The following is a 23,761-nucleotide window of genomic DNA, read 5'->3' as shown; positions in this document are numbered from 1 at the left end:
CATGAAAAAAGCAAATCTCCTTATTTTTTTAGTATTGCCTTTATTTTGTTTTGCGCAGTCAAAATTAAGATTAAAAGGGAAAATAACAAGTGAAACAACTTCTCTGGAATGGGCAGATGTTTCTATAACAAACTCAGAAGGAAAAATTATAGACGGAACGACAACCAAACAAGATGGTTCTTTTGAAATGAATCTTAAAAACGGTTTTTATAAAATCGGAATTAATCTTTTGGGATTTACTGATTATGAAAAAGATTTTTTATTAGAAAAAGACACCGATCTGGGGATCATTATTCTAAAGGAAAACACAACAAAATTAGGCGAAGTTGTCATTCAGTCCAAAAAGAAAACAATTGAGCAGAAAACAGATCGTTTGGTTTATAATCTGGAAAATAATGTTACAACAACTGGAGGCGATGCTTTGAGTGCGATTAATACAGCGCCTGGGGTGGTTGTAAAAAATGATCTGATTATGATATTAGGAAAAGGAACTTCACGTGTCATGATCGATGGACGTTTGATTGAATTAACAGGTGAGGAACTGAATAATTTCTTAAAATCAATATCGGCAGGTGATATCAAAAATATTGAAATCATTAGTAATCCTCCCGCAAAATATGAAGCAGACGGAACTGGCGGACTTATCAATATTATTATGAAAAAAGGAGTGCGTGATTCCTGGAAAAATACAACTACGGCTTCTTATGACCAGAATAAATATGGTGTTTATACTTTGAGAAATAATTTTTTCTACAATAAAAATAAGTTTAGATTTTCTGCAAGTGTAAACGGAAAAACGGGTTATAAAAATGCCGATGAATCTCTTAAAATGTATTTTCCTGACGGGCTTTCTAAAATGAGCAGTACAACAAAAGTTAAGGATGAAAATCTTTCGGGAAAACTAGCTTTGGATTATGATTTTTCTAAGTCGACAACAATTGGTTTTCAGTTTTTGAATGACAGGAACAATCCGGATTTTGGTTCAGATATCAGAATTGAAAAATATAATCTTCAAAATGAATTGAAGGATGTAACATTGAATAAGAGCTTTACTGATAAAGGATCTAAAAACCAGACTTACAATGCGCATTTGATAACTAAATTAGATTCTCTGAACCGAAAGTTGTCTTTTGATGTGGATTATTTTAATTACAGTTCAAAATTCGACCGTGACTTTATCGCCAATAATTATACTCCCGATATGCAATTTGTTGATGTAAATCAGGCAGGGAGAAATATTTCGAATCAGGATATTGATAACTGGAGTTTCAAGGCAGATATGGAACATCCGCTTAAGGCATTGAATTTATCTTATGGCGCAAAAATGAGTTTTACAAATAGTGTGAGCGATGTACTTTTTTACAATAATACTACAGGAACGCCAGAATTAGACCCAAACCAATCTAACCGATTTAAATACACTGAAAATAATCAGGCAATTTATATTAACGGAGATAAAAAAATAAATGAAAAATGGAATCTTCAAATGGGATTAAGAATTGAAAATACCCAAACAAGCGGATTTTCTGAAACGCTGAACCAGGAAAATGTAAATGATTATTTGAAATTGTTTCCAACATTTTATGCTTCATATAAGAAAAACGAGAATAACAGCTTTAGTCTCAATTATGGAAAAAGAATCAACAGGCCCCGTTTTGATTTACTGAATCCGTTTAAGGTTTATATTAACAGTAATAGTTATTCTGAAGGAAATCCTTTTTTAAGACCTTCATTTAGTGATAATTTTGAATTGTCACATTCGTATAAAGAGATTCTGAGAACGAGCATTTTTATGAATGTAATTACAAATGGATATGGCGTTGTATTCACCTCAATTCCCGAAACAAACACGCAGATTATCACGCGTGAAAACTATTTTAAAGGTTTGAATTATGGACTGGGAGAAAGTTACTCAGCTGGTTTTTCAGACTGGTGGCAGAGTGAAAATTCGTTATACTTTTTGGGCTCAAAAACTGAATTTATAAAAGATATAAACGCAACACCGTCAAACAGCCTGCAAATTGATTTTTCTACAAATAATACTTTTATTTTAGGAAAAACCACGAAACTTCAAATTGATTTTAGTTACAGTACGCCTTTTAAAAATGGTTTGTATGAAGTTGGATATATGTCAAGTTTTGACATTGGTTTCAAACAGGATTTTTTAAATAAAACATTACAGGTTGCATTTCTGGCCAATGATATATTTAATACTTCTTACTTAAAAGATTTTGTTTCGGTTGTAAATGGTGTAAAACAAGTTTACAGTCAAAATGAAAGTAACCGATTTGTTCGTTTATCTGTGGTTTACAATTTTGGAAACAAAAAGATTAATGTGAAGGAACGTAATTTTGGAAATCAGGAAGAAAGAAAGAGAACGGGAAATTAGATAATTAGCCAATGAGATGATTAGATAATTTGAAACAGAAATATAATAGTTAGTATCCTAACAGGTTTTTTTCAACCTGTTAGGTATTTTTTTTCAGTATGTGTAAATTTATACCTAACAGGTTGAAAAAACCTGTTAGGATATCTATAAACAATAGGAGTAGTACACAGATTATAAAAAGAATGCCAATAAAATTCCGAGAACGATCATCGAAACTTTGGCGACATTGAATTTGTGTCCTTCGCTGCTTTCAAAAATAATGGTGGATGAAATGTGAAATAAAATACCGATTACAATGGCTGTGATTTCGGTATAATAATCATTTAAAACGGGTAAATAAGCAGATGCTATGGTACCTAATGGCGTCATGACAGCAAAAGTAATCATAAAAGCAAAAATGGCTTTTTTGTTTAAACTGGCATTGATAAAAAATGTCGTTAAAATTACTGCGATTGGCAAATGATGAATAGCAATTCCGATTGCGAGATCGTGGTGATGGCTTACCGGAAAACCTTCTAAAAAAGCATGAATACAAAGGCTTATAAAAAGAAGCCAGGGAATCTGCGACATTTGCGCATGTCCGTGGACATGGCCATGTTCGGCGCCTTTGGAAAAAAATTCAAGAATGATCTGGAATAAAATTCCGATCATGATAAAAAGCCCTATATTATGATTGTGCGAATGATAAACTTCGGGTAAAAGGTGCATAACGGTCAATGACAGTAAAAATGAACCGCTAAATGCCAATAATAATTTTAAATTGGTTTTGTTTTGTGGTTTAAAAAACAAAGCCACAATATATCCTAAAAGTACAGAAAATAAAGGTAATAGATAATTCATCATTTTGGTTTAATCGTTGATTTGTTTTATTGCCTAACTGTTTATTGTAAAATCGGCCAACCGATTGTACAATAACGATTACACAAACTATTTAAAAATCATAATTAATCGTTCGCTTTCTGTTTTATGGAATTTTTTGAGTTTATAATCTCCAAAAATATCTAATAGAAAAATACCCGCTTCAGCCATTAGATCTTCAAAATCCTTTAAAGTCAAAGCTTTTACTTTTTCGGTAAAATGAAATTTTCTGCCCTGATCTTCAAAATCAATTTCTTTTAGAATGTGTCCGTCTTCAACGTATCTTTTAATTTTAAAATCAATTCCGTCAACGGTTTTTACTTCTTCGGGAACCAGAGTTTCAATTACCTGAGTTACATTCATAAAGTCAATTACGGCAAAACCATATTCAGATAAACTTTCTTTGATGGCTTTTAAGGTTGTAAGATTGTCATCATCGCTTTCGAAGTAACCAAAACTGGTAAATAGATTGAATATTGCATCAAACTTTTCATCAAAAGGCTCACGCATATCATGTACCTTAAAATGCAGCGTTTCATTACTGTTTTTACTGGCTTCTGCAATACTGTTCTCAGATAAATCAGCTCCTAAGACATTAAAACCTAATTGATTTAAGTATATAGAATGACGTCCCTTTCCACATGCCAGATCAAGAACTTTTGCTTTTTCAGGAAGATTAAGATAATGTGTCAGATTATCCATAAAAATCTGAGCTTCGCGGTAGTTTCTGTCTTTATAAAGAATGTGATAATACGGAGTATCAAACCACGAAGTAAACCAATTTTCGTTATTGCTTTCCTGATTTGGTGTTGATGAGTTAGGTGCGTCAGACATTTATTCTATTTCAATTAATTCAAAGTACCGCAAATTTAGTGTATTTTTGCCGAAAAATAACTATTTCGCAACGATACCTTGTGAATCGTTATGTATAAAGTAAAGTTTTTAATGCAGATTTGATTTTGATAGCAAATCTGTTTTAATTCAAATATAAAGATGGAAGAAAATTTTAGAATGATAGCCAAATGTTTTTTTGGTTTTGAAGAAATATTAGAGAATGAATTACGTGCGCTAGGTGCTCAGGAAGTAGAAAAAGGAGTACGAATGGTAAGTTTCAAGGGAGACAAAGGTTTTATGTATAAAGCCAATCTGTCGCTGCGAACTGCCCTTAAAGTCTTAAAACCAATATATTCTTTCAGAGCCAATAACGAGCAGGCATTGTATAAAGGGATCTCTGGTATAAACTGGTCAAAATTATTAAACGCCAACCAAACATTTGTAATCGATGCTACAGTACACTCTACCTATTTTAATCATTCGGAGTTTGTTTCTCAAAAATGTAAAGATGCCATCGTAGACCAGTTTAGAGAAAGAACAGGGCAGCGCCCAAGTATTGATAAGGCTTTTCCTGATTTGCGTATTAATGTTCATATAGATAAAGATCAGGTTTCTGTCGCTTTGGACACTTCGGGAAATTCTTTGCACCAACGCGGTTATAGAACAGCTACCAATATAGCACCTATAAATGAGGTTTTGGCAGCAGGGATTTTATTGTTGTCAGGCTGGGAAGGACAGAGCCATTTTTTGGATCCTATGTGTGGTTCTGGAACTTTTTTGGCAGAAGCGGCGATGATTGCCTGCAATATTCCGGCAAATATTAACCGAAAAGAATTTGCTTTTGAAAAATGGAAAGACTGGGACAATGATTTATTTGATCAGATTGTAAACAGCCTTATGAAAAAAACAAAGGAATTTCATTATACTATAAAAGGTTTTGATAAAGCGCCAAGTGCTGTAAGCAAAGCCAAAGATAATATCAGAAATGCTAATTTAGAAGATTATGTTACAGTCTCAGAAAATAACTTTTTTGATTCTGAAAAAGACATTGAAGGAAAATTGCATATGGTTTTTAATCCGCCTTATGATGAGCGTCTGGATATCCATATGGAAGAGTTCTATAAAAATATTGGCGATACCTTAAAGAAAAGCTACCCGGGTACAAACGCATGGTTTATAACTGCAAATCTTGAAGCACTAAAATTTGTGGGACTAAAACCATCCAGAAAAATCAAACTTTTTAACGGAAGCCTTGAAGCACGTTTGGTAAAATACGAAATGTACGAGGGAAGTAAGAGAACGAAATTTCAGGTCTAAGGTCCTGAGTTTTATATAATAATTAAGGTTAGGTAATATATTTAAGCTTTTCAAAACTTAGAATAGTAGCACCAGAACCTTAGCAACTTTAATAATTAAGATTAGGTAATATATTTAAGCTTTTCAAAACTTAGAATCTTAGTACCTCAAAATCTTAGCAACTTTAATAATTTAAGGTTAAGTAATAAATTTTAAGCTTTTCAAAACTTAGAATCTTAGTACCTCAGAACCTTAGCAACTTTAAAAAAAAATGACAAAACTACAAGTAAGAGCTTTTTTATATCAATTAGGATGTTTCGCAATTTTATTTGTTGCAGGGAGATTTATAATTGCTGAATATACAGAACTAACAGGAATTTGGATACCGCTGACATCTTTTATTGTGGCGACTTTAATCTCGCCTAAATTTCACGCAGTAAAAACCAAAGACGGTGAAAAACTTTTTATGAAATGGATTTTTATAAAAGGAATTAGGGAAATAGGTTAGTCTAAGGTTCTGAGGCACTAAGATGCTGAGGTTCTAAGACTTTTAAGGGACTAAAGTAAACTTAAAAAGAAAGCCACAAATTCTTGAATAATAATTAATTCGGGAGTTCGTGGCTTTATTATTTATAAATTCAAAGAAAAAAACCTCAGCACCTCAGTATCTCAGCATCTTAGTACCTTAGATTACTTTTTCGGAGTAACAATTTCCGGAACAATTACTTTTTTCTTGTAAAGCGGAATAAAATAAGAGACGGTATAATTAAAACCTACTCCAAAATTTCCGTCATATGTTCTGTTAAAACCCGGAATATAAAGGTTTTCAAAATTTCCCGGTTCCTTATTACTTACTAAAAGTTTTAGCTGTACAGCAAAACCAACAAATATATTGTTAAAGACTTTTGCCTTAACTCCTGCGGCAACTTCAAGCCACGCTGCCGTAAGGCCGTTGTATTTTTCCCCGGAAACAATTGATGGCTGTTCTCCCCAATAAGGATTTGGATTATATATCTTATAACTGTTTAATTGCTGACTAAAAGTGCTGAATCCTCCTCGTAACCCAATGGTTATAAGGTTTTCCATGTCAAGCCAGTTTTGATATGTATTATAATCAAAACCTCCTTTTATATACGTTCCTGTTGCTGAAGAATTTAGTCTGTCGTCATCAGTAGTTTTGTCTTCAAAACCTAATTCTGCAGCTAAATAATATTTCTTAGTCAGACGAAAATCTCCTGTAAACTCAACTCCTTTATAATCTTTATCATAAAAACCACGTGTCAGTTTGTATAAATCTACACCAACCCGCAGCCCGTATCGATCCGTTTTGGGAAGCGTATCAATTTTTGCTTGCTGAGGAGATGGTTTTGTTTTAGCTTTTTCGTCTATTTGTACAATATCTTTTTTTGTGGTTTCCTGAGCGTGAACCAAAAGCATTGAAAACAATAGAGAAATACTAAAAAAATACTTTAATGTGTGTTTCATTTTCGTATTCAATGTTAGGGTTTATTATAAAAATATCCTGCATCCAAAATCCGTCTGCATTAGGATCTGTTCGTTGTAATATCAATGATTGAAAAATACTCTTAAAACCACAGGCCCGTGATACATATATTTCCTGATGGGTGTAATCAAACTTTAATCGGTCTGAATTGATCAGTAATGGATTAGGGTTTCCGGAATTTAATATAAAATCATAGGTTGTCGTTTGTGCATCTGTTCTTAGCGGAACAGCAATAGAGTCGCTGGTTGTCAGATATTTTGCTTCATCCAGAGCCGATTCATTAAAAATAATTCCTTCGTCCTGATCTAAGCCAATTACTTTAAGGTTGGTGACTTTTTTTCTCACGGTCGGATTATTGATATCATAAAATGTGATTATCAATCGGGGAGTTGTTGGCGTATTTGCATCGCAAATATCATCTTTCTCGCAGCCGGACAAACCAAAAGCAAATAGCAATAAAAAAGAGATTATTTTTTTCATGTATATTTTTTCTTATCGAAGTTCTAAAAGTACAACATTTTCAACATGATGTGTCTGCGGAAACATATCTACAGGACGAACTCTCGTTACTTTGTATTTACCATCCATTAGAGCCAGGTCGCGCGCCTGTGTGGCAGAATTACAACTTACATAAACTACTTTTTTGGGAGCAATTTTTAGAATCTGATCAATAACAGCAGCATGCATACCATCTCTTGGAGGATCTGTGATAATTACGTCAGGTTTTCCGTGTTGTGCAATAAAACTTTCGTTAAATACAACTTTCATGTCACCAACAAAAAACTCACAATTAGTAATATTATTGCGTTCTGCATTTGCTTTAGCGTCCAGAATGGCTTCCGGAACACTTTCTACGCCAATTACTTTTCCGGCTTTTTTAGAAACAAACTGGGCGATAGTTCCCGTTCCTGTATATAAGTCATAAACAGTTTCATTACCCGTAAGGCCTGCAAAATCACGAGTTATTTTGTACAATTCATACGCCTGATCAGAATTGGTCTGATAAAATGATTTAGCATTAATGCTGAATTTTAAACCTTCCATTTCTTCCAGAATGTAATCTCTTCCTTTGTATAAAATTATGTTCTGGTCATAAATTGTATCATTTGCTTTTCCGTTTATAACATATTGCAATGAAGTTATCTGTGGAAATTTTTCGTACAAGTGATCCAAAATTAACTCTCTGTTCTTCTTGTCTTCCTGAAAAAACTGAATTAAAACCATAATCTCTCCTGTAGAAACAGTTCGAATCATTACAGTGCGCAGTAAACCAGAGTGTTCTCTCGGATTGAAGAAGGCTAAATTATGTTGATTGGCAAAATCCCTGATTTCGTTGCGTATAGCATTTGAAGGATCTTCCTGTAAATGACATTTTGTGATATCAAGAATTTTATCCCACATTTTAGGAATGTGAAATCCTAAAGCATTTCTGTTTCCTAAATCATCTGTGCTTTCAATTTCTTTTTCAGTTAGCCAACGGCTATTCGAAAAAGAAAATTCCATTTTATTTCTGTAGAAAAATTGTTTTTCTGAACCCAAAATAGTTTCGAATTCAGGAAGTTCGACTTTTCCGATACGCTGCAAATGATTTTTTACCTCGTTTTGTTTGTAATGCAACTGTTGGCTGTATTTCATATTTTGCCATTTGCATCCTCCACAAACTCCAAAATGAACGCAAACAGGTTCAATACGATGATCTGATAATTCGTGAAATTTTACGGCTTTGCCTTCATAATAGGCTTTTCTTTTTTTAAAAGTTTGTACGTCAACAACATCACCAGGTACAACATTCGGAATAAAGATTACTTTTCCGTCAGGAGCTTTTGCTACTGATACACCTTTTGCTCCGGCATCAAGAACTTGAATTTGATGAAAGACAACTTTGTCTGTATTTTTTCTTCCCATAGCGCAAAAATAAGGGTTTGTAAACTTTTTCAAATTTAAATTTTAAAATATTTTACCATTTTTTTTATTTTGTTAGTTTAATCAACTATAAAAAGTAACTTTGTTTTAGCAATTCTCCCAAATGCTACATTTTTAACCTATTGTTTTTGTTATTTTTTATGAAGTTGTATCACAATCTTTCAAAAATTGGCTTTTTAAAAAAAAGTTATGCATCCAAGTTTTTGTTTGTTGCATTTATAGGTATACACATCCCTCTGATCGGTATTTTATTTTTTGTTCTTTTTTTTGATAATAATATTTCTCCGGCTTCTATCCTGATTTTTTCTATTGCTATGACTTTGTTGGCGACTTTAATTACCCTGGTGGTATTAAAACAGCTAATAATGCCGATTGCAATAGCGTCAAAATCCCTGGACGATTACAGGAATGACAGGAAATTATCAGTATTACCAACAGAATATTCAGATGAGGCCGGTTTGTTGATGTGTAATATTCAGGAATCTATCTACGAAGCAGAAAGTTTTATAAACGAAAAACAGGATTTGATTTATATGCTCTCGCATGATTTAAAAAATTTTGCCGGAAATCCGCAAGGGCTTGCAAACCTTATTATAAGTGAAAATCCCTCAGATTCTGTAAAAAATCTGGCTGGTTTAATCTGTGAATCAACAAATTTGCAATTTCGATATATTGATAATTTTATAAAATTACTTAATGAACACGATCAGGTAGCAAAAATAAGTCAGGAAGTAAGAACAATTGTGTTTCCCGCTATTTTACCTTTTATAAATGAACAGGTAGAACAGCGTTTACTGGATAAAAATATAAAACTCTCATTAAGTTTAGAATTAGTCGAGGCCAGACTAAGAATTGATGAAGGTTTGCTAATTCAGGTTTTGGTAAATTTAATAAGCAATGCTATCAAATTTTCTTATTTTGATAGTGAAATCAAAGTGAGAATCTACTTTGAAAATGAAAAATTGATTATTACCGTTACTGATAAAGGAGTAGGTTTTGATAAACATCAGATTGATGAATTATTTAAAAAATTCACTAAAATGAGCCGTTTAGGAACTGCAAAAGAATCTTCTACCGGTATTGGATTGTATTTATGCAAAAAAATTATTGAAAGAAATAAAGGAGAATTAACCGCAGCCAGTGAAGGCAAAAACAAAGGAGCTGAATTTAAGATTGTATTTGAAGTTTAGTTTCGTCGTCTTTTCAGAATCTCGTAATTTATAATGGTAAAGAAATAAAAGCAGGAGTCGGCTGTTAATTTGCCAAGTATGATTCCGAAGAAATAATTGCCACACAAAATAGGCATCCAGTACATACAAAACGGACGGACTACCAGAAAGTCTAAAAAAGCCGGATAACCAAATTCTAAAATCAGATTTTTTACCAGCGAAAGAATTTCTCTAAATGTTGTTTTTTTGTTATCAACTTTATGCTGACGTGCTATTTTTTTATAAGACAAGATCAGGATAACCCCATAGAATGCCAGATATTCTGCAAAAGTAATTAAGTAAGCAGTTGTTAATCCGCTATAAATTTTACTGAACAAAGAGGTGAGAAGTGCTGCTGACGTGCTTGCTAATTCTGCATATTTATATCTGTTAAACCATTCTTTGAAATTTGATTTTGTAAGCATTTAATTTTGAAAATTCTGAGTTTCTAAGTTGCAAAGATACTAAGATTAAAAGCTTAAAATATAAGCGATCATAGACGAAGCTGAAATATTTAATGCAACTAAGAAACACAGAGTTCAAAGCTTTATACTATTTATAACTTAATGTTGCTTTTCCATCCATACATTCAATAGATGTTGGTACAGGAGTAATATCGCATATACTATTAATGCCCCATTTTTCATTGAATTTATTCTGCAGGTCATTATATCTGCTAATCATACCAAGAAAAGCATCTTTGTCAATTGCTAATGAATAAGGAATATATTTTTCTGCTCCACCGCAAGATTTTATACCAATTGCTGTAAAAGCCCACTCTTTCGGATTATTACACGTTTTGGAGTTTATCTGTGAGAAGGTCACAATTTCATTATACAGATTTTTTAAATTTTGTTCTTCTTCCTTCTGAATATTTTCATAAACAAGTGTCGGTTTCCCATTAACGCATTCAACTGATTTTGGTACAGGAATCACCTCACAACTAGATACCACTCCCCATTTTGTATTAAATTCTGATTGCTTATTTGTATATTCTTTTACCTTCTTAAGAAAGTTATCAGTATTTATTTTTAAGGAATAGGCAATGTATTCTGTTGGGCCTCCACAACTTTTTGATCCAATTGCTGTAAAAGCCCAATCCTTAGCATTATCGCATGTTTGAGAATTTACCAATGAAAGTTCCAAAATCTTATTGTACAACTTTGTTAATTCCTCGCTTTCTTTGTTTTTTGTGTTTTTTTCAGTCTTGATTTCCTTATCAGTATACTTTATTAAATCATCACTGTTACACGAATTTAGCGTTAGGCAGATAGCAATTGCTAATAAACTTATTTTTTTCATAATACTTTTTTTTTGATAACTTTTTCAAAAATATTATTTTATAAATAAGAAAAAGGGTACGAAATATTATAAAAAATAACATTATAAGACAAATCTCAAGGATAACAGGTTGTTTGATTACCAAAGATGATGTACAGAGGATTTGATATACTTTTCGTATATTTCATTCATAGCCTTAATTTTTTCGGCACTTAATTCTGGTAAATTATAAACCGATAAATTGGATAAGACATGACTATTTTTTGAAGCGCCGGGAATAATACAGCTAATATCGCTAAAACTCAAAATCCATTGTAATGCGTAAGGAGCAAGATTCTGAGCGTCTGGAAATAAGCTTTTTAATTCCTGAACTGCTTTTAGTCCTAACTCATAATTTATTCCTGAGAACGTTTCGCCTTTATCAAAAGCATCTCCGTTACGATTAAAATTTCGATGATCCTGAGCATCAAAAGTAGTTTTTGAATCAAATAAACCAGTTAAAAGTCCGCTTGCCAAAGGAACTCTGGCGATTATGCCGACATCCTTCTTTCTTGCTTCAGCGAAAAACAATTGAGACGGACGCTGGCGGAACAAATTAAAAATAATCTGAACGGTAGTTACATTAGGAAATTCGATTGCTTTTAAGGCTTCTTCAACTTTTTCTACACTAACGCCCAAATTCAAAATCTTACCCTGATCTTTTAAGCGATCAAACATCTCGAATATTTCAGGCCTGTAAAAAACTTCAGTAGGAGGACAGTGTAGCTGAATCAGATCCAGGGTTTCTAATCCCATTCTTTTTAAACTGTCTTCAACATATTTCTGAAGTATTTTTGGCTGATATCCCTCATTAACATGCGGATTAATATGCCTTCCGCATTTAGTGGCAACATAAATACGCTCAGATCGCGAACGGACAACACGACCAACCGCAGTTTCGCTTAAACCATTTTCATAAACATCAGCAGTGTCAATAAAATTAACGCCATTGTCTATTGCGGTATTTAGAAGTTCATCTGCAGTTTTATCATTAAAACCTGATCCCCATTTTCCTCCAACCTGCCAGGTTCCCAGTGAGATTTCGGAGATATTAAAATTTGTTTTTCCTAGTTTTCTGTAGTTCATTGTTTTTTGAGTTGCTAAGTTGCTAAGGTTCTGAGATGCTAAGATTTGTTAGATTGCAGGTTCTGAATTGATAAGTTTAAAGCTAAAAAAAACTTAGCATCTTAGCATCTCAGAACCTTAGCATCTTTCTAATCAAATAAATCCGAAGAAAGATAACGGTCGCCTCTGTCACAAATAACCGCTACGATAACTCCCGATTCTAGTTTTTCTGCAATTTTTAAAGCTACGGCAACAGACCCGCCGCTGCTCATTCCCGCAAAAACACCTTCTTCCAGAGCAAGACGTTTAGTCATTTCACGCGCTTCTTCTTCTGTGACATCAATTACTGTATCGACCTTTGATGCATCAAATATTTTTGGTAAATATTCCTGTGGCCACTTTCTGATTCCAGGAATTTGTGATCCGTCACTTGGCTGTGCGCCAATGATCTGAATGTTTTTGTTTTTTTCTTTTAAGTAAGTCGAAGTTCCGATAATAGTTCCTGTTGTTCCCATTGCAGAAACAAAATGAGTTACAGTACCTTCGGTATCGTTCCATATTTCGGGACCTGTAGTTTTATAATGTGCTTTCCAGTTATCATCATTTGCAAACTGATTCAGCATTACATAACCTCCCTGCGCTACTTTTTTGTCGGCATAATCACGGGAACCAATGATACCCTCACTTGCAGGTGTCAGAATTACTGTTGCACCATAAGCACGCATTGTTTGTGTACGTTCTTTTGTTGAATCTTCCGGCAATACTAATTCTATTTCTATTTGAAATAATTGTGCAATCATAGCCAGGGCAATTCCTGTATTTCCGCTTGTTGCCTCAATTAATTTATCACCTTTTTTGATGTCGCCTCTTTCCAAAGCAGCAGCAATCATATTATACGCAGCTCTGTCTTTTACGCTTCCTCCGGGGTTATTTCCTTCCAGCTTCAATAAAAGTTTTACGTTTTTATTTTTAACCAAATTGACTGTTTCCATCAATGGCGTATTCCCAATTAGGTCAAGCAGTTTCTGTGGGCCCATATTATTTTCTTTCTTTTATTTTAACTTCTGTAGTTGTAGTATTCAGCACAATAGAATCTGCAGGAATCGATTTGGTGATCCAGGCATTACCTCCCACAACACTATTTTTTCCAATTACGGTCTGTCCTCCCAAAATGGTGGCATTTGCATAAATGCATACATTTTTTTCTACCGTAGGATGTCGTTTTGCATTTTTCATTTCTTTGCTAACGCTCAAAGCACCCAGAGTAACTCCCTGATAAATTTTTACATTTTTCTCAATTACTGTAGTTTCTCCGATAACAATTCCGGTTGCGTGATCAATGAAAAACGGTGATGCAATATTGGCTCCCGCATGAATGTCTGTTCCTGTAATTCTATGTGCATATTCACTCATTAAACGCGAAAAAAGCAATAAGTCCAAAAGATATAATTCATGGCTTAAGCGGTAAATAGCAATCGCATAAAAACCCGGATATCCCAAATAAACTTCATCAATACTGTTTGAGGCAGGATCGTTTTCTAAAATGTATTCGGCATCCTGATTTAATTTTTCCAGAACCCCTGGAAGTTTTTCCAAAAAACGGTCCCAGATAGATTCGCATAAATTTTCCGGCTTTTTACAGGCCAGAACAGCAATTTCCTTAAACCTGATTTCAAGTTCATCTATACTCTGATCTAACGGCGCGTTTGAATCAAAAAGGGTATAAAAAAGCTTCTCGGTAAAGTCTTCTGTTTTAGTTTTGATCCCGTAGTTTATATTGGAGTGGCTTTTTAAAGCTTTTATATTTTGTATGATAAGATTTTTTGACACAATTAAAAAATTGAATGAATGTTTTTGAAGCGTTAAAAGTAAGGCGTTTTTTGTAAATAAAGGCAAGATTTGAACAAAGAAATTTTGTTTTGTGAATCGTATTTGTGATAAATGAAAGTATTTTAAATGGATCTGATTTGTATGATCCATAAGAACTTAAATGCTTAAATTAGCCGGTAAAATTTATTCAAAATGAAAAATAATTCAACTTTTAAAAGTGCCATTTCTAACCTGTCTTTTCCTGCAAATGAAAAAATTTCAGGAAAATCTATTCATAATCCAATTTTAGGGCTTATTATAAAAGATCATCCCGATTTTTGTGACGCCGATTTTATTTCCATTGAAGAGTTAAATAAATACCGTCAGAAATATATCGCAACTTATTTGTCTACAGAAATAGGCGCATTGTCTGATCTGGAGAAAAGTGTTATTGAATCTTTAAAAGAAGATAAATCTATAGTAACTATTGTAGAAGATGAAGATGAAAGCAGAAATTTTGGTCAAAAAATTGCAGATAAAGTAGCAGATTTTGGAGGAAGCTGGACTTTTATAATTTCTTTTTTGCTTTTTATAGTGATCTGGATTAGTTCAAATGTCTGGATTCTCGTTAATAAAGGTTTTGATCCTTATCCTTTTATTCTGCTAAATTTGATTTTGTCCTGTATTGCAGCTTTGCAGGCTCCGGTAATTATGATGAGCCAGAACCGCCAGGAAGAAAAAGATCGTAATCGTGCTAAAAAAGATTATATGATTAACCTAAAATCAGAATTAGAAATCAGAATGATTCACGATAAAATTGATCATTTAATAATGCATCAGCAACAGGAACTGATCGAAATTCAGAAAGTGCAAATCGAAATGATGAATGATATTCTTAACCAGATTAAAAAATAAACTGGCTAACAGAAACTAAATGTAAAAGTGTTTGTACCAATATCCGGCAATCATAAAAATGGCGTTTACAGTTCCCGAAATCCAAAGTAATTTTTTATAGTTTTTTGTTTTGTCTAAAAAATACAACGCGAGGATTCCTAAAAAAAAGAGCGTAGTATAAAGGGCCGGATACATCTGAAAGGCATCAGAAAAATGCCCTTGAAAAAGTAAGAATAAAGAACGCTGAAAACCGCATCCCAAACACTCAAATCCGAATAGTGTTTTGAACAAACAAGGCAGCATAAATCGTTCTAAATTCATGGGGGTTATTTTTTACAATTTTACAAAAAATATGTGAATCGTTTTCTGAAATTGAGAAGTAGTATTTAAAGTTTCTTACTTTTGAATTCTTAGACTAAAAAATTATGAAAGCTTTTAAAATTTTAATAATGATACTTGCGATTTCAGTTGCATTATATGAACAGGTTTCAGAAGAAAAAAATATCTATATAATGGTGATTGCAATTGTTGTTTTTATGTATGGCATGATGCAGTTAAGTGCAAAAACACCAAGTAAAAATAAAGAAAAAGACGAACAGGATGTTGAGTAAAGGAGATAAAGTTTCCGTTTTGGATGAAGCCATAAACGGGGTAGTTGTTTCTGTAAAAAACAACGAAGTTTTGATAGAAACTGAGGATGGATTTATGATGACATTTTTTGTCAGTGAATTACTTAAGATTCAGGATTCCAGTAATTTAATGAATTCTATTAAAAGAATTGATTTAGAAGAAATTACAAAAGAAAAAACAGAACCAAAACCAAGAAGTTTTGTAAAAGAACGCAAAGATAAGCGCGAAGTTGCGGTTCCGGAATTTGATTTGCATATTGAAAAACTGGTTCCGAATAAGCGTGGGATGTCAAATTATGATATTCTCACTTTGCAGACAGATACGGCAAAAAGGCATATCGAATTTGCAATTCGAAACCGTATTCCGAAGATTGTTTTTATTCATGGTGTTGGTGAAGGAATCCTTAAGGCTGAACTTGATTTTTTATTAGGCCGTTATGACGGAATAGATTTTCAGGATGCCAATTATCAGAAATATGGTTTGGGAGCGACAGAAGTTTATTTCAAACAAAATAAATAAACAAGACAGTTTTCTTTATTTATAAGCTCAAATAGGACATAAAAAATATCCGTTTTTCATTCTAATTTCATGATAAAATTAGGTAATGAAAAACGGATATTTTTTGTAAGAATAAAACTTGTCCCGGAGACTTGAATTTATTAGTTTGTTGTGGTATACAATTCGCCTAGCAAGTAACTTGTTCCTAAGTTAAATTTATTATTTCCCTTAACAAGGAAAGTGTTTCTAAGTCTGATCGTATGTTTAAATGTACCCGGTACATCTGTAGTTGTAGTGACTTCTATAATACCGCTTTCGTTGGCAACTCCATTAACAGCAGCCCATGTTTCTTTTAACAATGGCGTAGCTGGCACAGGCGATTTACAAAAATAACTGTCGCTAAGAACACCACCGGTATAAACCTTATATAAAAGTTTATTGGTAGTTGCGCCTAATACCGAAGTTCTTGGCTGGTTGGCTGGAGTGGCTACATTTTGAATTAACAGCGGGTCTATATTGTCAATTGTCATAGCCGAACTTTCATTATAAACATAAATCTGTTTTATAGCAGGACATTGACCAACTGGTTTGGTGAAAGTTAAATTCAGTCTGTCTTCAGAATCGACAGTTGTTTTAAAATCACCAAAGACCACTTCTGGTTGTGTCACATCAAGACTTTCTACAGAATAGGTAAGATTGGTAATAACAATGTTATGGGTATATCCGCTGATGGTAGTAGCTCCCGTAGTTTCGTTTAATGTTGTTTGTACAGTAGTACGGATTTCAATTGTTCCTGATTTGGCATACCACTCATCAATAATTTTTGGAGTTGTCGGAGGAATAAGATCACAAATATTAGTCGCTGCTACAGCTCCGTCATAACTTCTGTAAAAGAGCCTGAAATTATTATTATTGATACTAAATGTTCTTGGTTTATCTACAGGTGTCGGTTCGTTTTCAAGCGTACCGTCAGGCATTTGTAACAATAATGCTTCCTGACTTTTTAGTTTATAAATTAACTCATTAGTTTCCGGATTACAGCTTGCTGCTGTTACCTCGGTAAAATCTATAGTATCTACTGTTATATCACCGTCATCACAACCATTTAATAAAAGGGCGAATAATAGAAGGCTTGCAAATTTTCTCATCATAATTTTATTTGGGTCAAAAATAGTGAAAAATTTGGCAAATGATATTTTAGAATTCACAATTGATATTTCATAACTTTGCCATAATGAAAAAAGTATATCTCGATAACGCTTCTACAACTGCCATGCGTCCTGAAGTTATTCAGGAAATTACAAAAGTGATGGCCGATGATTTTGGAAATCCTTCTTCAACGCATAGTTTCGGACGAAATGGAAAGACTATTCTGGAGCTTTCCAGAAAGAGCATAGCTAAGCATCTCAATTGTTCTGCTCAGGAAATTATTTTTACTTCGGGGGGGACCGAAGCCGATAACTGGATTCTTCGTTCTGCAGTAAAAGATTTAGGGGTTCAGCGTATTATTACATCCAGAATAGAGCATCATGCTGTTTTATATACTGTTCTGGCTTTGCAGTCTCAATATAACATTGACGTAGATTATGTGAAAATAAATACTGATGGAAGTATTGATTTTACAGACTTATCGAATTTATTATCTGATGGAAAAAAAACAATAGTAAGCTTGATGCATGTAAACAACGAAACCGGAGCTGTCTTAGATCTTGATCGGGTAAGCATTATTTGCAAACAATACAATGCTTTGTTTCATTCTGACACGGTTCAGTCTGTTGGAAAAACTGAGATTGATCTTCAGAAAACCCAGGTTGATTTTATTGTAGCGAGTGCACATAAATTTCATGGGCCAAAAGGAATCGGTTTTGCTTTTATTCGAAAAAATTCCGGATTGCAGCCTTCTATTTTTGGAGGTGAGCAAGAAAAAGGACTTCGCGCGGGAACCGAAGCCGTTCATCAAATTGCCGGAATGGCAAAAGCTTTATCTTTATCGTACCAAAATTTAGATCAGGAAAGAAAATATATTTCTGAGTTGAAAATGTATTTAATTGACCAACTTGAAATTCATTTTCCGGGTTTCCGAATAAACGGAAAAAAAGAAGATTTTTATAATATTATAAATATTATTTTGCCTTTTTCTTCAGATAAAACTTCGATGCTTTTGTTTAGTCTGGACATGAAGGGGATTGCAGTTTCCAGAGGAAGTGCTTGTCAGTCCGGAAGCATTAAACCTTCGCATGTTTTAAAAGAAATGCTTTCAGAAGAAGATTTGAAATTACCCAATCTTCGAATTTCATTTAGCCATTACAACACTAAAGAAGATATTGACTGGCTGATTGAGAGTTTGAAAACGATCTGAGATGCTGAGGTTCTGAGAAACTAAGATTCTAAGTTTTTTATTTAGATTTTGAGTTATATTTCGAAATCTAATCTGCGTATTCAGACTAAAATCTCAAAATTTATTTACGAATAACTTTTACTTGTGAATCGTTTGTTAATTTGATGATTGTTGACGGTTTTCCTGCAATTTTATCCTGATTAAGTTTTACAACATAATCTACACCGTTTATAATTTCCGGATTAATATCTTTAAAAGCAATTGGAGTAGGCTGCCCTGAAATATTAGCAGAGGTTGAAACTAATGGTTTTTTCATTCTTTCCATTAATTTAAAACAAAAAGGCTCTTTTACCAATCTTATTCCAAGAGATTTATCTGCAGCAATAATATTATGGGCTACATTTCTGGCATCATCTAAAATTAGAGTTGTTGGCTTTTCAGATACATCTAAAATCTGCCAGGCAACTTCAGGAATGTTTTTAAAAACATTGTACATCATCTTTTCGCCGTTCATCAATACAATCATACTTTGTGTTTCGGCACGCTGTTTTAATTTGTATATTTTAGCAACAGCATCTGCATTTGTTGCATCGCAGCCAATTCCCCAAACCGTATCCGTTGGGTAAAGAATGATTCCGCCTTCTTTAATAACTTCGTAAGCGTTGTGAACTTCTGTATTTATATCCTGACTCATGATTAAAAATTTTACCTGAAACTTTGATATTATCTTAAATTTTTTAAACTGTTATTTTGTTTATGATATGTGTGATTTTTTCCAATTCATTTTCAGAAAGCCCTACGTATAAAGGCAAACACACTATTCTTAAAGCAATAGATTCTGATATTGGCATTTTCTCTCCTTTAGTGTAATCAATAGTGTTTAGAGAAGGATAAAAATAGCGTCTTGGTACTATGTTTTCTTTTTGTAATTCTTCAAGAACTTTTAATAGTGTATCTTCCGAATCAAAAATTACCGAATAATAACTATAATTCCACTCTGTGTTTTCTCTGATTTTTAAAGCTTTTATATTTTTAAAATTCAGGTTATTATTGTAGAAATCCGTTACTTTTTTTCTTTCTGTAATAATATGATTTATATAAGGAAAAAGTGCTAGTCCCATTGCCGATTGTAATTCAGAAATTTTAGCATTGATTCCAAGACCGTGAAATGCCAACGGGCCGTCATGTCCAAAATTATGGCTGTAATATAATTCGTGCTGTATTTTATCATCATTGCAGAACATCGCTCCGCCTTCTCCCGTATGAAACAATTTTGTAGCATGAAAACTACAGGTACTTACATCTCCAAAATTAAACACAGATTCATTATTGTATTTTACGCCAAAACAATGTGCTGCATCGTAAATCACTTTTAGATTGTGTTTTTTGGCGATGCTTTCAATAGCTTCAATATGACAAGGATTTCCAAAAACGTGAGTCGCAAGGATAGCAGTTGTTTTGGGAGTAATAGCAGCTTCAATTTTACTTTCGTCTATAGTAAGGTATTCCGGGTTTATGTCTACAAAAACAGGAGTGCAGTTTTCCCATACAATAGCAGCCGAAGTCGCTACATAAGAAAAGGGTGTAGTGATTATTTCTCCTCCTTTACCAAATAATTTTAATGCAATTTGTATTGGCATTGTACCGTTATTAGTAACAGTAATATGCGTAACATTCAGATAATTTTTAAGTCTGCCTTCCAGTTCCAGTGTTAATTCCCCACGATTGGTGAGCCATACATTATCCCATGCACGTTTTACATAAGAATTATATTCTTCCTGCGGAGGTAAAAAGGTTTTGGTTACCGGAATCATTTTAATTATGGATTTAGTAGTTTTAATTTACCTTAAAGGGTAAACTATTGTTATATTTGTGGGGTAAAAATAACAAAAGAAAGCTGATTTATCAGCATAAGCTGGAATTATAAAAAATATAACAATTATTGGTAGTACTGATTCTCTGAGAAACAATATTTTATGAATAGTTTTTCCAGACTAAAATAAATAGCTTTGCTGAAAAAATAATCGGAATAAAACACATAATAAACCCAAAATAAAATTAAGAATACTATGGAAATCAACACTTTTTTGCAAAATTTTGCAGATCTTTTAGATGATACAGATGCAACATTAATTAAACAAGAAACTGTTTTTAGAGATTTGGACGAATGGGATTCATTGACAGCCTTATCATTAATTGCAATGGCTGATGAAGAATATTCAGTAAAATTGACAGGAGATGATATTAAATCATCAAATTCATTAAACGATATCTTCGAAATTATAAAAAATAAAGCATAATTTAAATGGCTACTTTTTCAGTAAATAGTATTTCAATAAAAGGTATATCTTGTTGCGTTCCTAAAAATATGGAACGCAATATTGATTTGGATATATTGACACAAGAAGAAATCCAGAAGTTTGTTGAGGCAACCGGAGTCGAAGAAAGACGTATTGCGACAAATGAAATATGTACTTCTGATTTGTGTTGTGAGGCTGCTGAAAAATTAATCAAAGACCTTAACTGGCAGAAAGAAGAAATTGAAATTTTAGTCTTTGTCTCTCAAACTGCCGATTATATTTTACCTGTTTCTGCAGCTATTCTTCAGGACAGATTAGGATTATCTACAAATTGCATTGCTTTTGATGTGCCTTTGGGCTGTTCAGGATACGTTTACGGAATTTCGATAATTGCAGCAATGATGAAAGCGACCGGATTAAAAAAAGGTTTGCTTTTGGCTGGAGATACAAGCAGCAAATTACTTTCTAAAACAGATAAAAGTACTGTTCCGCTCTTTGGGGACGGAGGCAGTGCCACTGCATTTGAATTTGATGAAAATGCAGATGATTTACTTTTTGATTTGGGTACAGATGGTTCAGGTTATAAAACGATAATGATAAATGACGGAGGATCAAGAAACAGAATAAATGCTGATTCATTATTATACCAGACCATTTCACCGGGAATAGAACGAAATGCCTGCCAGTTAATTCTGGATGGGATGGATGTTTTTAGTTTTGGAATTTCACAGGCCCCAAAAACAGTAAATAAACTTATCGAAAAGTTTGAACTCGATAAAGAATCTATAAACCATTTTGTTTTTCATCAGGCTAATTTAATGATGAACAAAATGATCGTTAAGAAATTAAAACTACCTGTTGAAAAAGTTCCGTATTCCTTAAAAGAATTCGGAAATACATCTTCTACAACAATCCCCCTGACAATTGTAGCAGAATTAAAAAATGATCTTACCAATACCACCAAGGATTTAATTCTCTGCGGATTTGGAGTTGGATTATCCTGGGGAACAGCAAAAATCAGATTGCAAAATGCTGTAATTTCAGATTTGATAGAAATATGATAAAAAACCTAAATTACATAGATGAAGATATTTATCAAAAAGAAAAATCTTTGTTTTTTAATGAATCATGGATACTGGTTGCTCATAAAAATGAACTATTAAACAACAATGATTTTATCACTTTTGACTATTTTGGAAATAAAATTTTTGTCCAAAACTATAATGGTGCAATAAAATCTTTTCAGAATGTGTGTTTGCACAGATTCAATACAATTCATGAAGAACCCTACGGAAACAGGGTTTCATCCTGTTTATATCATAACTGGACATACGGAAAAAAAGGAAATGTTATCGGATTAATGTGCCGTAATTCATTTGAAAAAGATAATATTAATGAATTGCGACTAAAAGAATACCAAATTGATTTTTGCGGCGATTTTGTTTTTTTAAAACTGAATGATCAGCTGGATAAAACCTTGCCCGATTATCTGGGTTCGATGTTTACCCCATTAGAAGATATAAGCCGTCATTTTGGTGCTAAGACCATCGATTATACTATTGAGCATAAAGTAAACTGGAAACTTCTTGTTGAGAATGTTTTAGAATGCTATCACTGTACTTCTGTTCACGAAAACTCATTTGCAAAAATGGGATTTGGATCTGTTCCTCCCGAAAAATTTGATTTTTTTGATGCGCACAGCTGGTGTGAATTTCCAAAAGGAGAAAGTGCAAAACAAAACAAAATAATAGAAAAATCGCTGGCCGGAAGAACTTTAAAAATTCAAGGATATCTGCACTTTTACCTTTATCCAAATGCCTTTATAAGTTCGGTAGAAGGAAAAGGGTTTTATTTTGGATTTATGCTTCCGGAATCACCTTCAAAAACCATTTTGAGAGTGCGTTATTTTTCTCCCAGATTTGAGAAAGAACTAAGCGAATCTGAACAAAATATTATTGATTTTATTAATAATAGCTCAAATGAGTCTTTGGATTTGGTTTTGAATGAAGACAAAAGAATTGTAGAAAATATTCAAACCAACTTAGTAAACTTTAAAGACAGTTCTCCCATATTTGGCGAAGAGGAATTTAGAATTTTGAATTTCTACAAATATTTTAATAATAAAAAAGAATTAAAAAATATATAATGAATCCATTTGATTTATCAGGAAAAAAAATAGTAGTAACAGGAGCATCTTCAGGAATTGGTTATGAAACCTGTCTGGCAATTGCAAGACAAGGCGGAACTTTTATTGCTATTGCACGACGAAAAGATTTTCTGGAAAAACTGATTGATGAATGTGGGAGCGAAAATAGTTTTATCGTTGCCGATTTATCTAAAATGGATGATATTAAAACTATTGTTGATTCAATTGAAAATATCGACGGAATTGTACATTCGGCAGGGATTGTGTCATTGGCACCTGCCAAGTTCTATTCAGAAGAATTAATGAACGAGATGCGATCAATAAATTTTGATTCAATTGTCTATCTCATTAATCTCATTTTCAAAAAGAAAAAAATAAACAAGGCAAGTTCGATTGTTTTGGTTTCATCAATAGCCGGTTTGTTTGGAATGAAAGGAAATGGAATTTATGCGGCAAGTAAGGGCGCATTAATTGCAATTTCTAAAGTTTGGGCAAGTGAATTTGCAGCTAGCAAAACACGTGTAAATTGTGTTTCGCCAGGAATGGTAAAAACCGAAATCACATCAAAATCTATTGAGGATTTGTCTTTAGAAGTAATTCAGCAGGACGAAAAGAAATATCCTCTCGGATATGGAGATCCTGTTCAGGTTGCCAATCCGATTGTATTTTTATTGTCTGAAGCAAGCAGCTGGATTACAGGACAAAATATAGTACTGGACGGAGGAAGAACTTCAACGATATAATTCTCA

General features: G+C 33.2%; 26 protein-coding genes. 12 read left to right on the top strand and 14 right to left on the bottom strand.

Annotated elements, in window-relative coordinates; genetic code table 11:
- Window position 1 precedes the first annotated feature (1 nt).
- Window positions 2-2,389, top strand: a complete 2,388-nt coding sequence (locus JOD96_RS17365; protein WP_209565495.1) for an outer membrane beta-barrel family protein — start codon at window positions 2-4, stop codon at window positions 2,387-2,389.
- Window positions 2,390-2,560: 171 nt separating this feature from the next.
- On the opposite strand, the gene JOD96_RS17360 is transcribed toward JOD96_RS17365, so the two are convergent.
- Together JOD96_RS17360 and JOD96_RS17355 are read right to left on the bottom strand one after the other, a co-directional pair.
- Window positions 2,561-3,229, bottom strand: coding sequence for a ZIP family metal transporter (locus tag JOD96_RS17360; protein ID WP_209565549.1), 669 nt, complete (start codon window positions 3,227-3,229; stop codon window positions 2,561-2,563).
- Window positions 3,230-3,316: 87 nt separating this feature from the next.
- Window positions 3,317-4,081, bottom strand: coding sequence for a class I SAM-dependent methyltransferase (locus JOD96_RS17355; protein ID WP_209565494.1), 765 nt, complete (start codon window positions 4,079-4,081; stop codon window positions 3,317-3,319).
- A gap of 159 nt (window positions 4,082-4,240) precedes the next feature.
- Between JOD96_RS17355 and JOD96_RS17350 the strand changes: the two genes are divergently transcribed.
- Together JOD96_RS17350 and JOD96_RS17345 are read left to right on the top strand one after the other, a co-directional pair.
- On the top strand, window positions 4,241-5,398 hold the full coding sequence (locus tag JOD96_RS17350) for a class I SAM-dependent RNA methyltransferase (RefSeq protein ID WP_209565493.1): 1,158 nt from the start codon (window positions 4,241-4,243) through the stop codon (window positions 5,396-5,398).
- Between the two features lie 250 nt (window positions 5,399-5,648).
- Complete coding sequence (locus JOD96_RS17345; protein ID WP_209565492.1) at window positions 5,649-5,885, top strand: hypothetical protein; 237 nt, start codon at window positions 5,649-5,651, stop codon at window positions 5,883-5,885.
- Between the two features lie 182 nt (window positions 5,886-6,067).
- Here the strand turns inward: JOD96_RS17345 and JOD96_RS17340 are convergent, their stop codons facing one another.
- Genes JOD96_RS17340 through rlmD form a run of 3 tightly spaced genes read right to left on the bottom strand, consistent with a single transcriptional unit; the run spans window position 6,068 to window position 8,786 of the window.
- Window positions 6,068-6,862: a DUF6048 family protein gene (locus JOD96_RS17340; RefSeq protein ID WP_209565491.1), complete on the bottom strand. Its 795-nt coding sequence runs from the start codon at window positions 6,860-6,862 to the stop codon at window positions 6,068-6,070.
- Complete coding sequence (locus JOD96_RS17335; RefSeq protein WP_209565490.1) at window positions 6,834-7,361, bottom strand: DUF6452 family protein; 528 nt, start codon at window positions 7,359-7,361, stop codon at window positions 6,834-6,836. The genes JOD96_RS17340 and JOD96_RS17335 overlap by 29 nt, the downstream gene beginning before the upstream one ends.
- Window positions 7,362-7,373: 12 nt before the next feature.
- Window positions 7,374-8,786 carry a 23S rRNA (uracil(1939)-C(5))-methyltransferase RlmD gene (rlmD, locus tag JOD96_RS17330; RefSeq protein WP_209565548.1) on the bottom strand — a complete coding sequence of 471 codons (1,413 nt, stop codon included), beginning with the start codon at window positions 8,784-8,786 and terminating at the stop codon, window positions 7,374-7,376.
- A gap of 383 nt (window positions 8,787-9,169) precedes the next feature.
- Here rlmD and JOD96_RS17325 point away from each other — a divergent pair, with 383 nt between their 5' ends.
- Window positions 9,170-9,994 carry a sensor histidine kinase gene (locus tag JOD96_RS17325; RefSeq protein WP_245188440.1) on the top strand — a complete coding sequence of 275 codons (825 nt, stop codon included), beginning with the start codon at window positions 9,170-9,172 and terminating at the stop codon, window positions 9,992-9,994.
- Here JOD96_RS17325 and JOD96_RS17320 read toward each other — a convergent pair.
- From JOD96_RS17320 to epsC, 5 genes are all read right to left on the bottom strand, one after another.
- Window positions 9,991-10,437 carry a hypothetical protein gene (locus JOD96_RS17320; RefSeq protein WP_209565488.1) on the bottom strand — a complete coding sequence of 149 codons (447 nt, stop codon included), beginning with the start codon at window positions 10,435-10,437 and terminating at the stop codon, window positions 9,991-9,993. The genes JOD96_RS17325 and JOD96_RS17320 overlap by 4 nt on opposite strands.
- 127 nt (window positions 10,438-10,564) lie before the next feature.
- On the bottom strand, window positions 10,565-11,314 hold the full coding sequence (locus JOD96_RS17315; RefSeq protein WP_209565487.1) for a hypothetical protein: 750 nt from the start codon (window positions 11,312-11,314) through the stop codon (window positions 10,565-10,567).
- Between the two features lie 117 nt (window positions 11,315-11,431).
- Entirely contained in the window at window positions 11,432-12,418 is a 987-nt protein-coding gene (locus JOD96_RS17310) for an aldo/keto reductase (RefSeq protein ID WP_209565486.1), read from the bottom strand.
- Between the two features lie 128 nt (window positions 12,419-12,546).
- Window positions 12,547-13,434, bottom strand: coding sequence for a cysteine synthase CysM (cysM, locus tag JOD96_RS17305; RefSeq protein ID WP_209565485.1), 888 nt, complete (start codon window positions 13,432-13,434; stop codon window positions 12,547-12,549).
- A gap of 1 nt (window position 13,435) precedes the next feature.
- Window positions 13,436-14,227 carry a serine O-acetyltransferase EpsC gene (epsC, locus tag JOD96_RS17300; RefSeq protein ID WP_209565484.1) on the bottom strand — a complete coding sequence of 264 codons (792 nt, stop codon included), beginning with the start codon at window positions 14,225-14,227 and terminating at the stop codon, window positions 13,436-13,438.
- A gap of 192 nt (window positions 14,228-14,419) precedes the next feature.
- Between epsC and JOD96_RS17295 the strand changes: the two genes are divergently transcribed.
- Window positions 14,420-15,121, top strand: coding sequence for a DUF1003 domain-containing protein (locus JOD96_RS17295; protein WP_209565483.1), 702 nt, complete (start codon window positions 14,420-14,422; stop codon window positions 15,119-15,121).
- Window positions 15,122-15,136: 15 nt separating this feature from the next.
- Here the strand turns inward: JOD96_RS17295 and JOD96_RS17290 are convergent, their stop codons facing one another.
- Window positions 15,137-15,421, bottom strand: a complete 285-nt coding sequence (locus JOD96_RS17290) for a DUF2752 domain-containing protein (RefSeq protein ID WP_209565482.1) — start codon at window positions 15,419-15,421, stop codon at window positions 15,137-15,139.
- 104 nt (window positions 15,422-15,525) lie between these two features.
- On the opposite strand from JOD96_RS17290, the gene JOD96_RS17285 reads away from it, so the two are divergent.
- Both JOD96_RS17285 and JOD96_RS17280 read left to right on the top strand, forming a co-directional pair.
- A complete protein-coding gene (locus tag JOD96_RS17285; protein WP_209565481.1) occupies window positions 15,526-15,711 on the top strand; it encodes a hypothetical protein in 186 nt (61 codons plus the stop codon).
- Window positions 15,701-16,249 (top strand): Smr/MutS family protein, encoded by a 549-nt coding sequence (locus tag JOD96_RS17280; protein ID WP_209565480.1) that lies wholly within the window; start codon window positions 15,701-15,703, stop codon window positions 16,247-16,249. Before JOD96_RS17285 ends, JOD96_RS17280 begins: the two co-directional genes overlap by 11 nt.
- A 140-nt stretch (window positions 16,250-16,389) precedes the next feature.
- Here the strand turns inward: JOD96_RS17280 and JOD96_RS17275 are convergent, their stop codons facing one another.
- Window positions 16,390-17,379, bottom strand: coding sequence for a hypothetical protein (locus JOD96_RS17275; protein ID WP_209565479.1), 990 nt, complete (start codon window positions 17,377-17,379; stop codon window positions 16,390-16,392).
- Window positions 17,380-17,462: 83 nt separating this feature from the next.
- Here JOD96_RS17275 and JOD96_RS17270 point away from each other — a divergent pair, with 83 nt between their 5' ends.
- Complete coding sequence (locus JOD96_RS17270) at window positions 17,463-18,587, top strand: cysteine desulfurase family protein (protein ID WP_209565478.1); 1,125 nt, start codon at window positions 17,463-17,465, stop codon at window positions 18,585-18,587.
- Between the two features lie 100 nt (window positions 18,588-18,687).
- On the opposite strand, the gene JOD96_RS17265 is transcribed toward JOD96_RS17270, so the two are convergent.
- Complete coding sequence (locus tag JOD96_RS17265) at window positions 18,688-19,260, bottom strand: L-threonylcarbamoyladenylate synthase (RefSeq protein ID WP_209565477.1); 573 nt, start codon at window positions 19,258-19,260, stop codon at window positions 18,688-18,690.
- Window positions 19,261-19,303: 43 nt separating this feature from the next.
- Window positions 19,304-20,380: a DegT/DnrJ/EryC1/StrS family aminotransferase gene (locus JOD96_RS17260; protein ID WP_209565476.1), complete on the bottom strand. Its 1,077-nt coding sequence runs from the start codon at window positions 20,378-20,380 to the stop codon at window positions 19,304-19,306.
- A 255-nt stretch (window positions 20,381-20,635) separates the two neighbouring features.
- Between JOD96_RS17260 and JOD96_RS17255 the strand changes: the two genes are divergently transcribed.
- The 4 genes from JOD96_RS17255 to JOD96_RS17240 all read left to right on the top strand — a co-directional run bounded on the left by JOD96_RS17255 (window position 20,636) and on the right by JOD96_RS17240 (window position 23,755).
- Window positions 20,636-20,866: a phosphopantetheine-binding protein gene (locus JOD96_RS17255; protein WP_209565475.1), complete on the top strand. Its 231-nt coding sequence runs from the start codon at window positions 20,636-20,638 to the stop codon at window positions 20,864-20,866.
- A 68-nt stretch (window positions 20,867-20,934) separates the two neighbouring features.
- Window positions 20,935-21,927 carry a ketoacyl-ACP synthase III gene (locus JOD96_RS17250; protein WP_245188438.1) on the top strand — a complete coding sequence of 331 codons (993 nt, stop codon included), beginning with the start codon at window positions 20,935-20,937 and terminating at the stop codon, window positions 21,925-21,927.
- Window positions 21,924-23,012: an aromatic ring-hydroxylating oxygenase subunit alpha gene (locus JOD96_RS17245; RefSeq protein WP_209565473.1), complete on the top strand. Its 1,089-nt coding sequence runs from the start codon at window positions 21,924-21,926 to the stop codon at window positions 23,010-23,012. The genes JOD96_RS17250 and JOD96_RS17245 overlap by 4 nt, the downstream gene beginning before the upstream one ends.
- Window positions 23,012-23,755, top strand: a complete 744-nt coding sequence (locus JOD96_RS17240; protein WP_209565472.1) for an SDR family NAD(P)-dependent oxidoreductase — start codon at window positions 23,012-23,014, stop codon at window positions 23,753-23,755. Before JOD96_RS17245 ends, JOD96_RS17240 begins: the two co-directional genes overlap by 1 nt.
- Window positions 23,756-23,761 lie beyond the last annotated feature (6 nt).

It is taken from the genome of Flavobacterium sp. 1355 (assembly GCF_017833415.1).
GTDB lineage: Bacteria > Bacteroidota > Bacteroidia > Flavobacteriales > Flavobacteriaceae > Flavobacterium.
The sequence above is the reverse complement of the archived record's forward strand: the minus strand, read 5'-3'. Positions and strand labels throughout refer to the sequence as shown.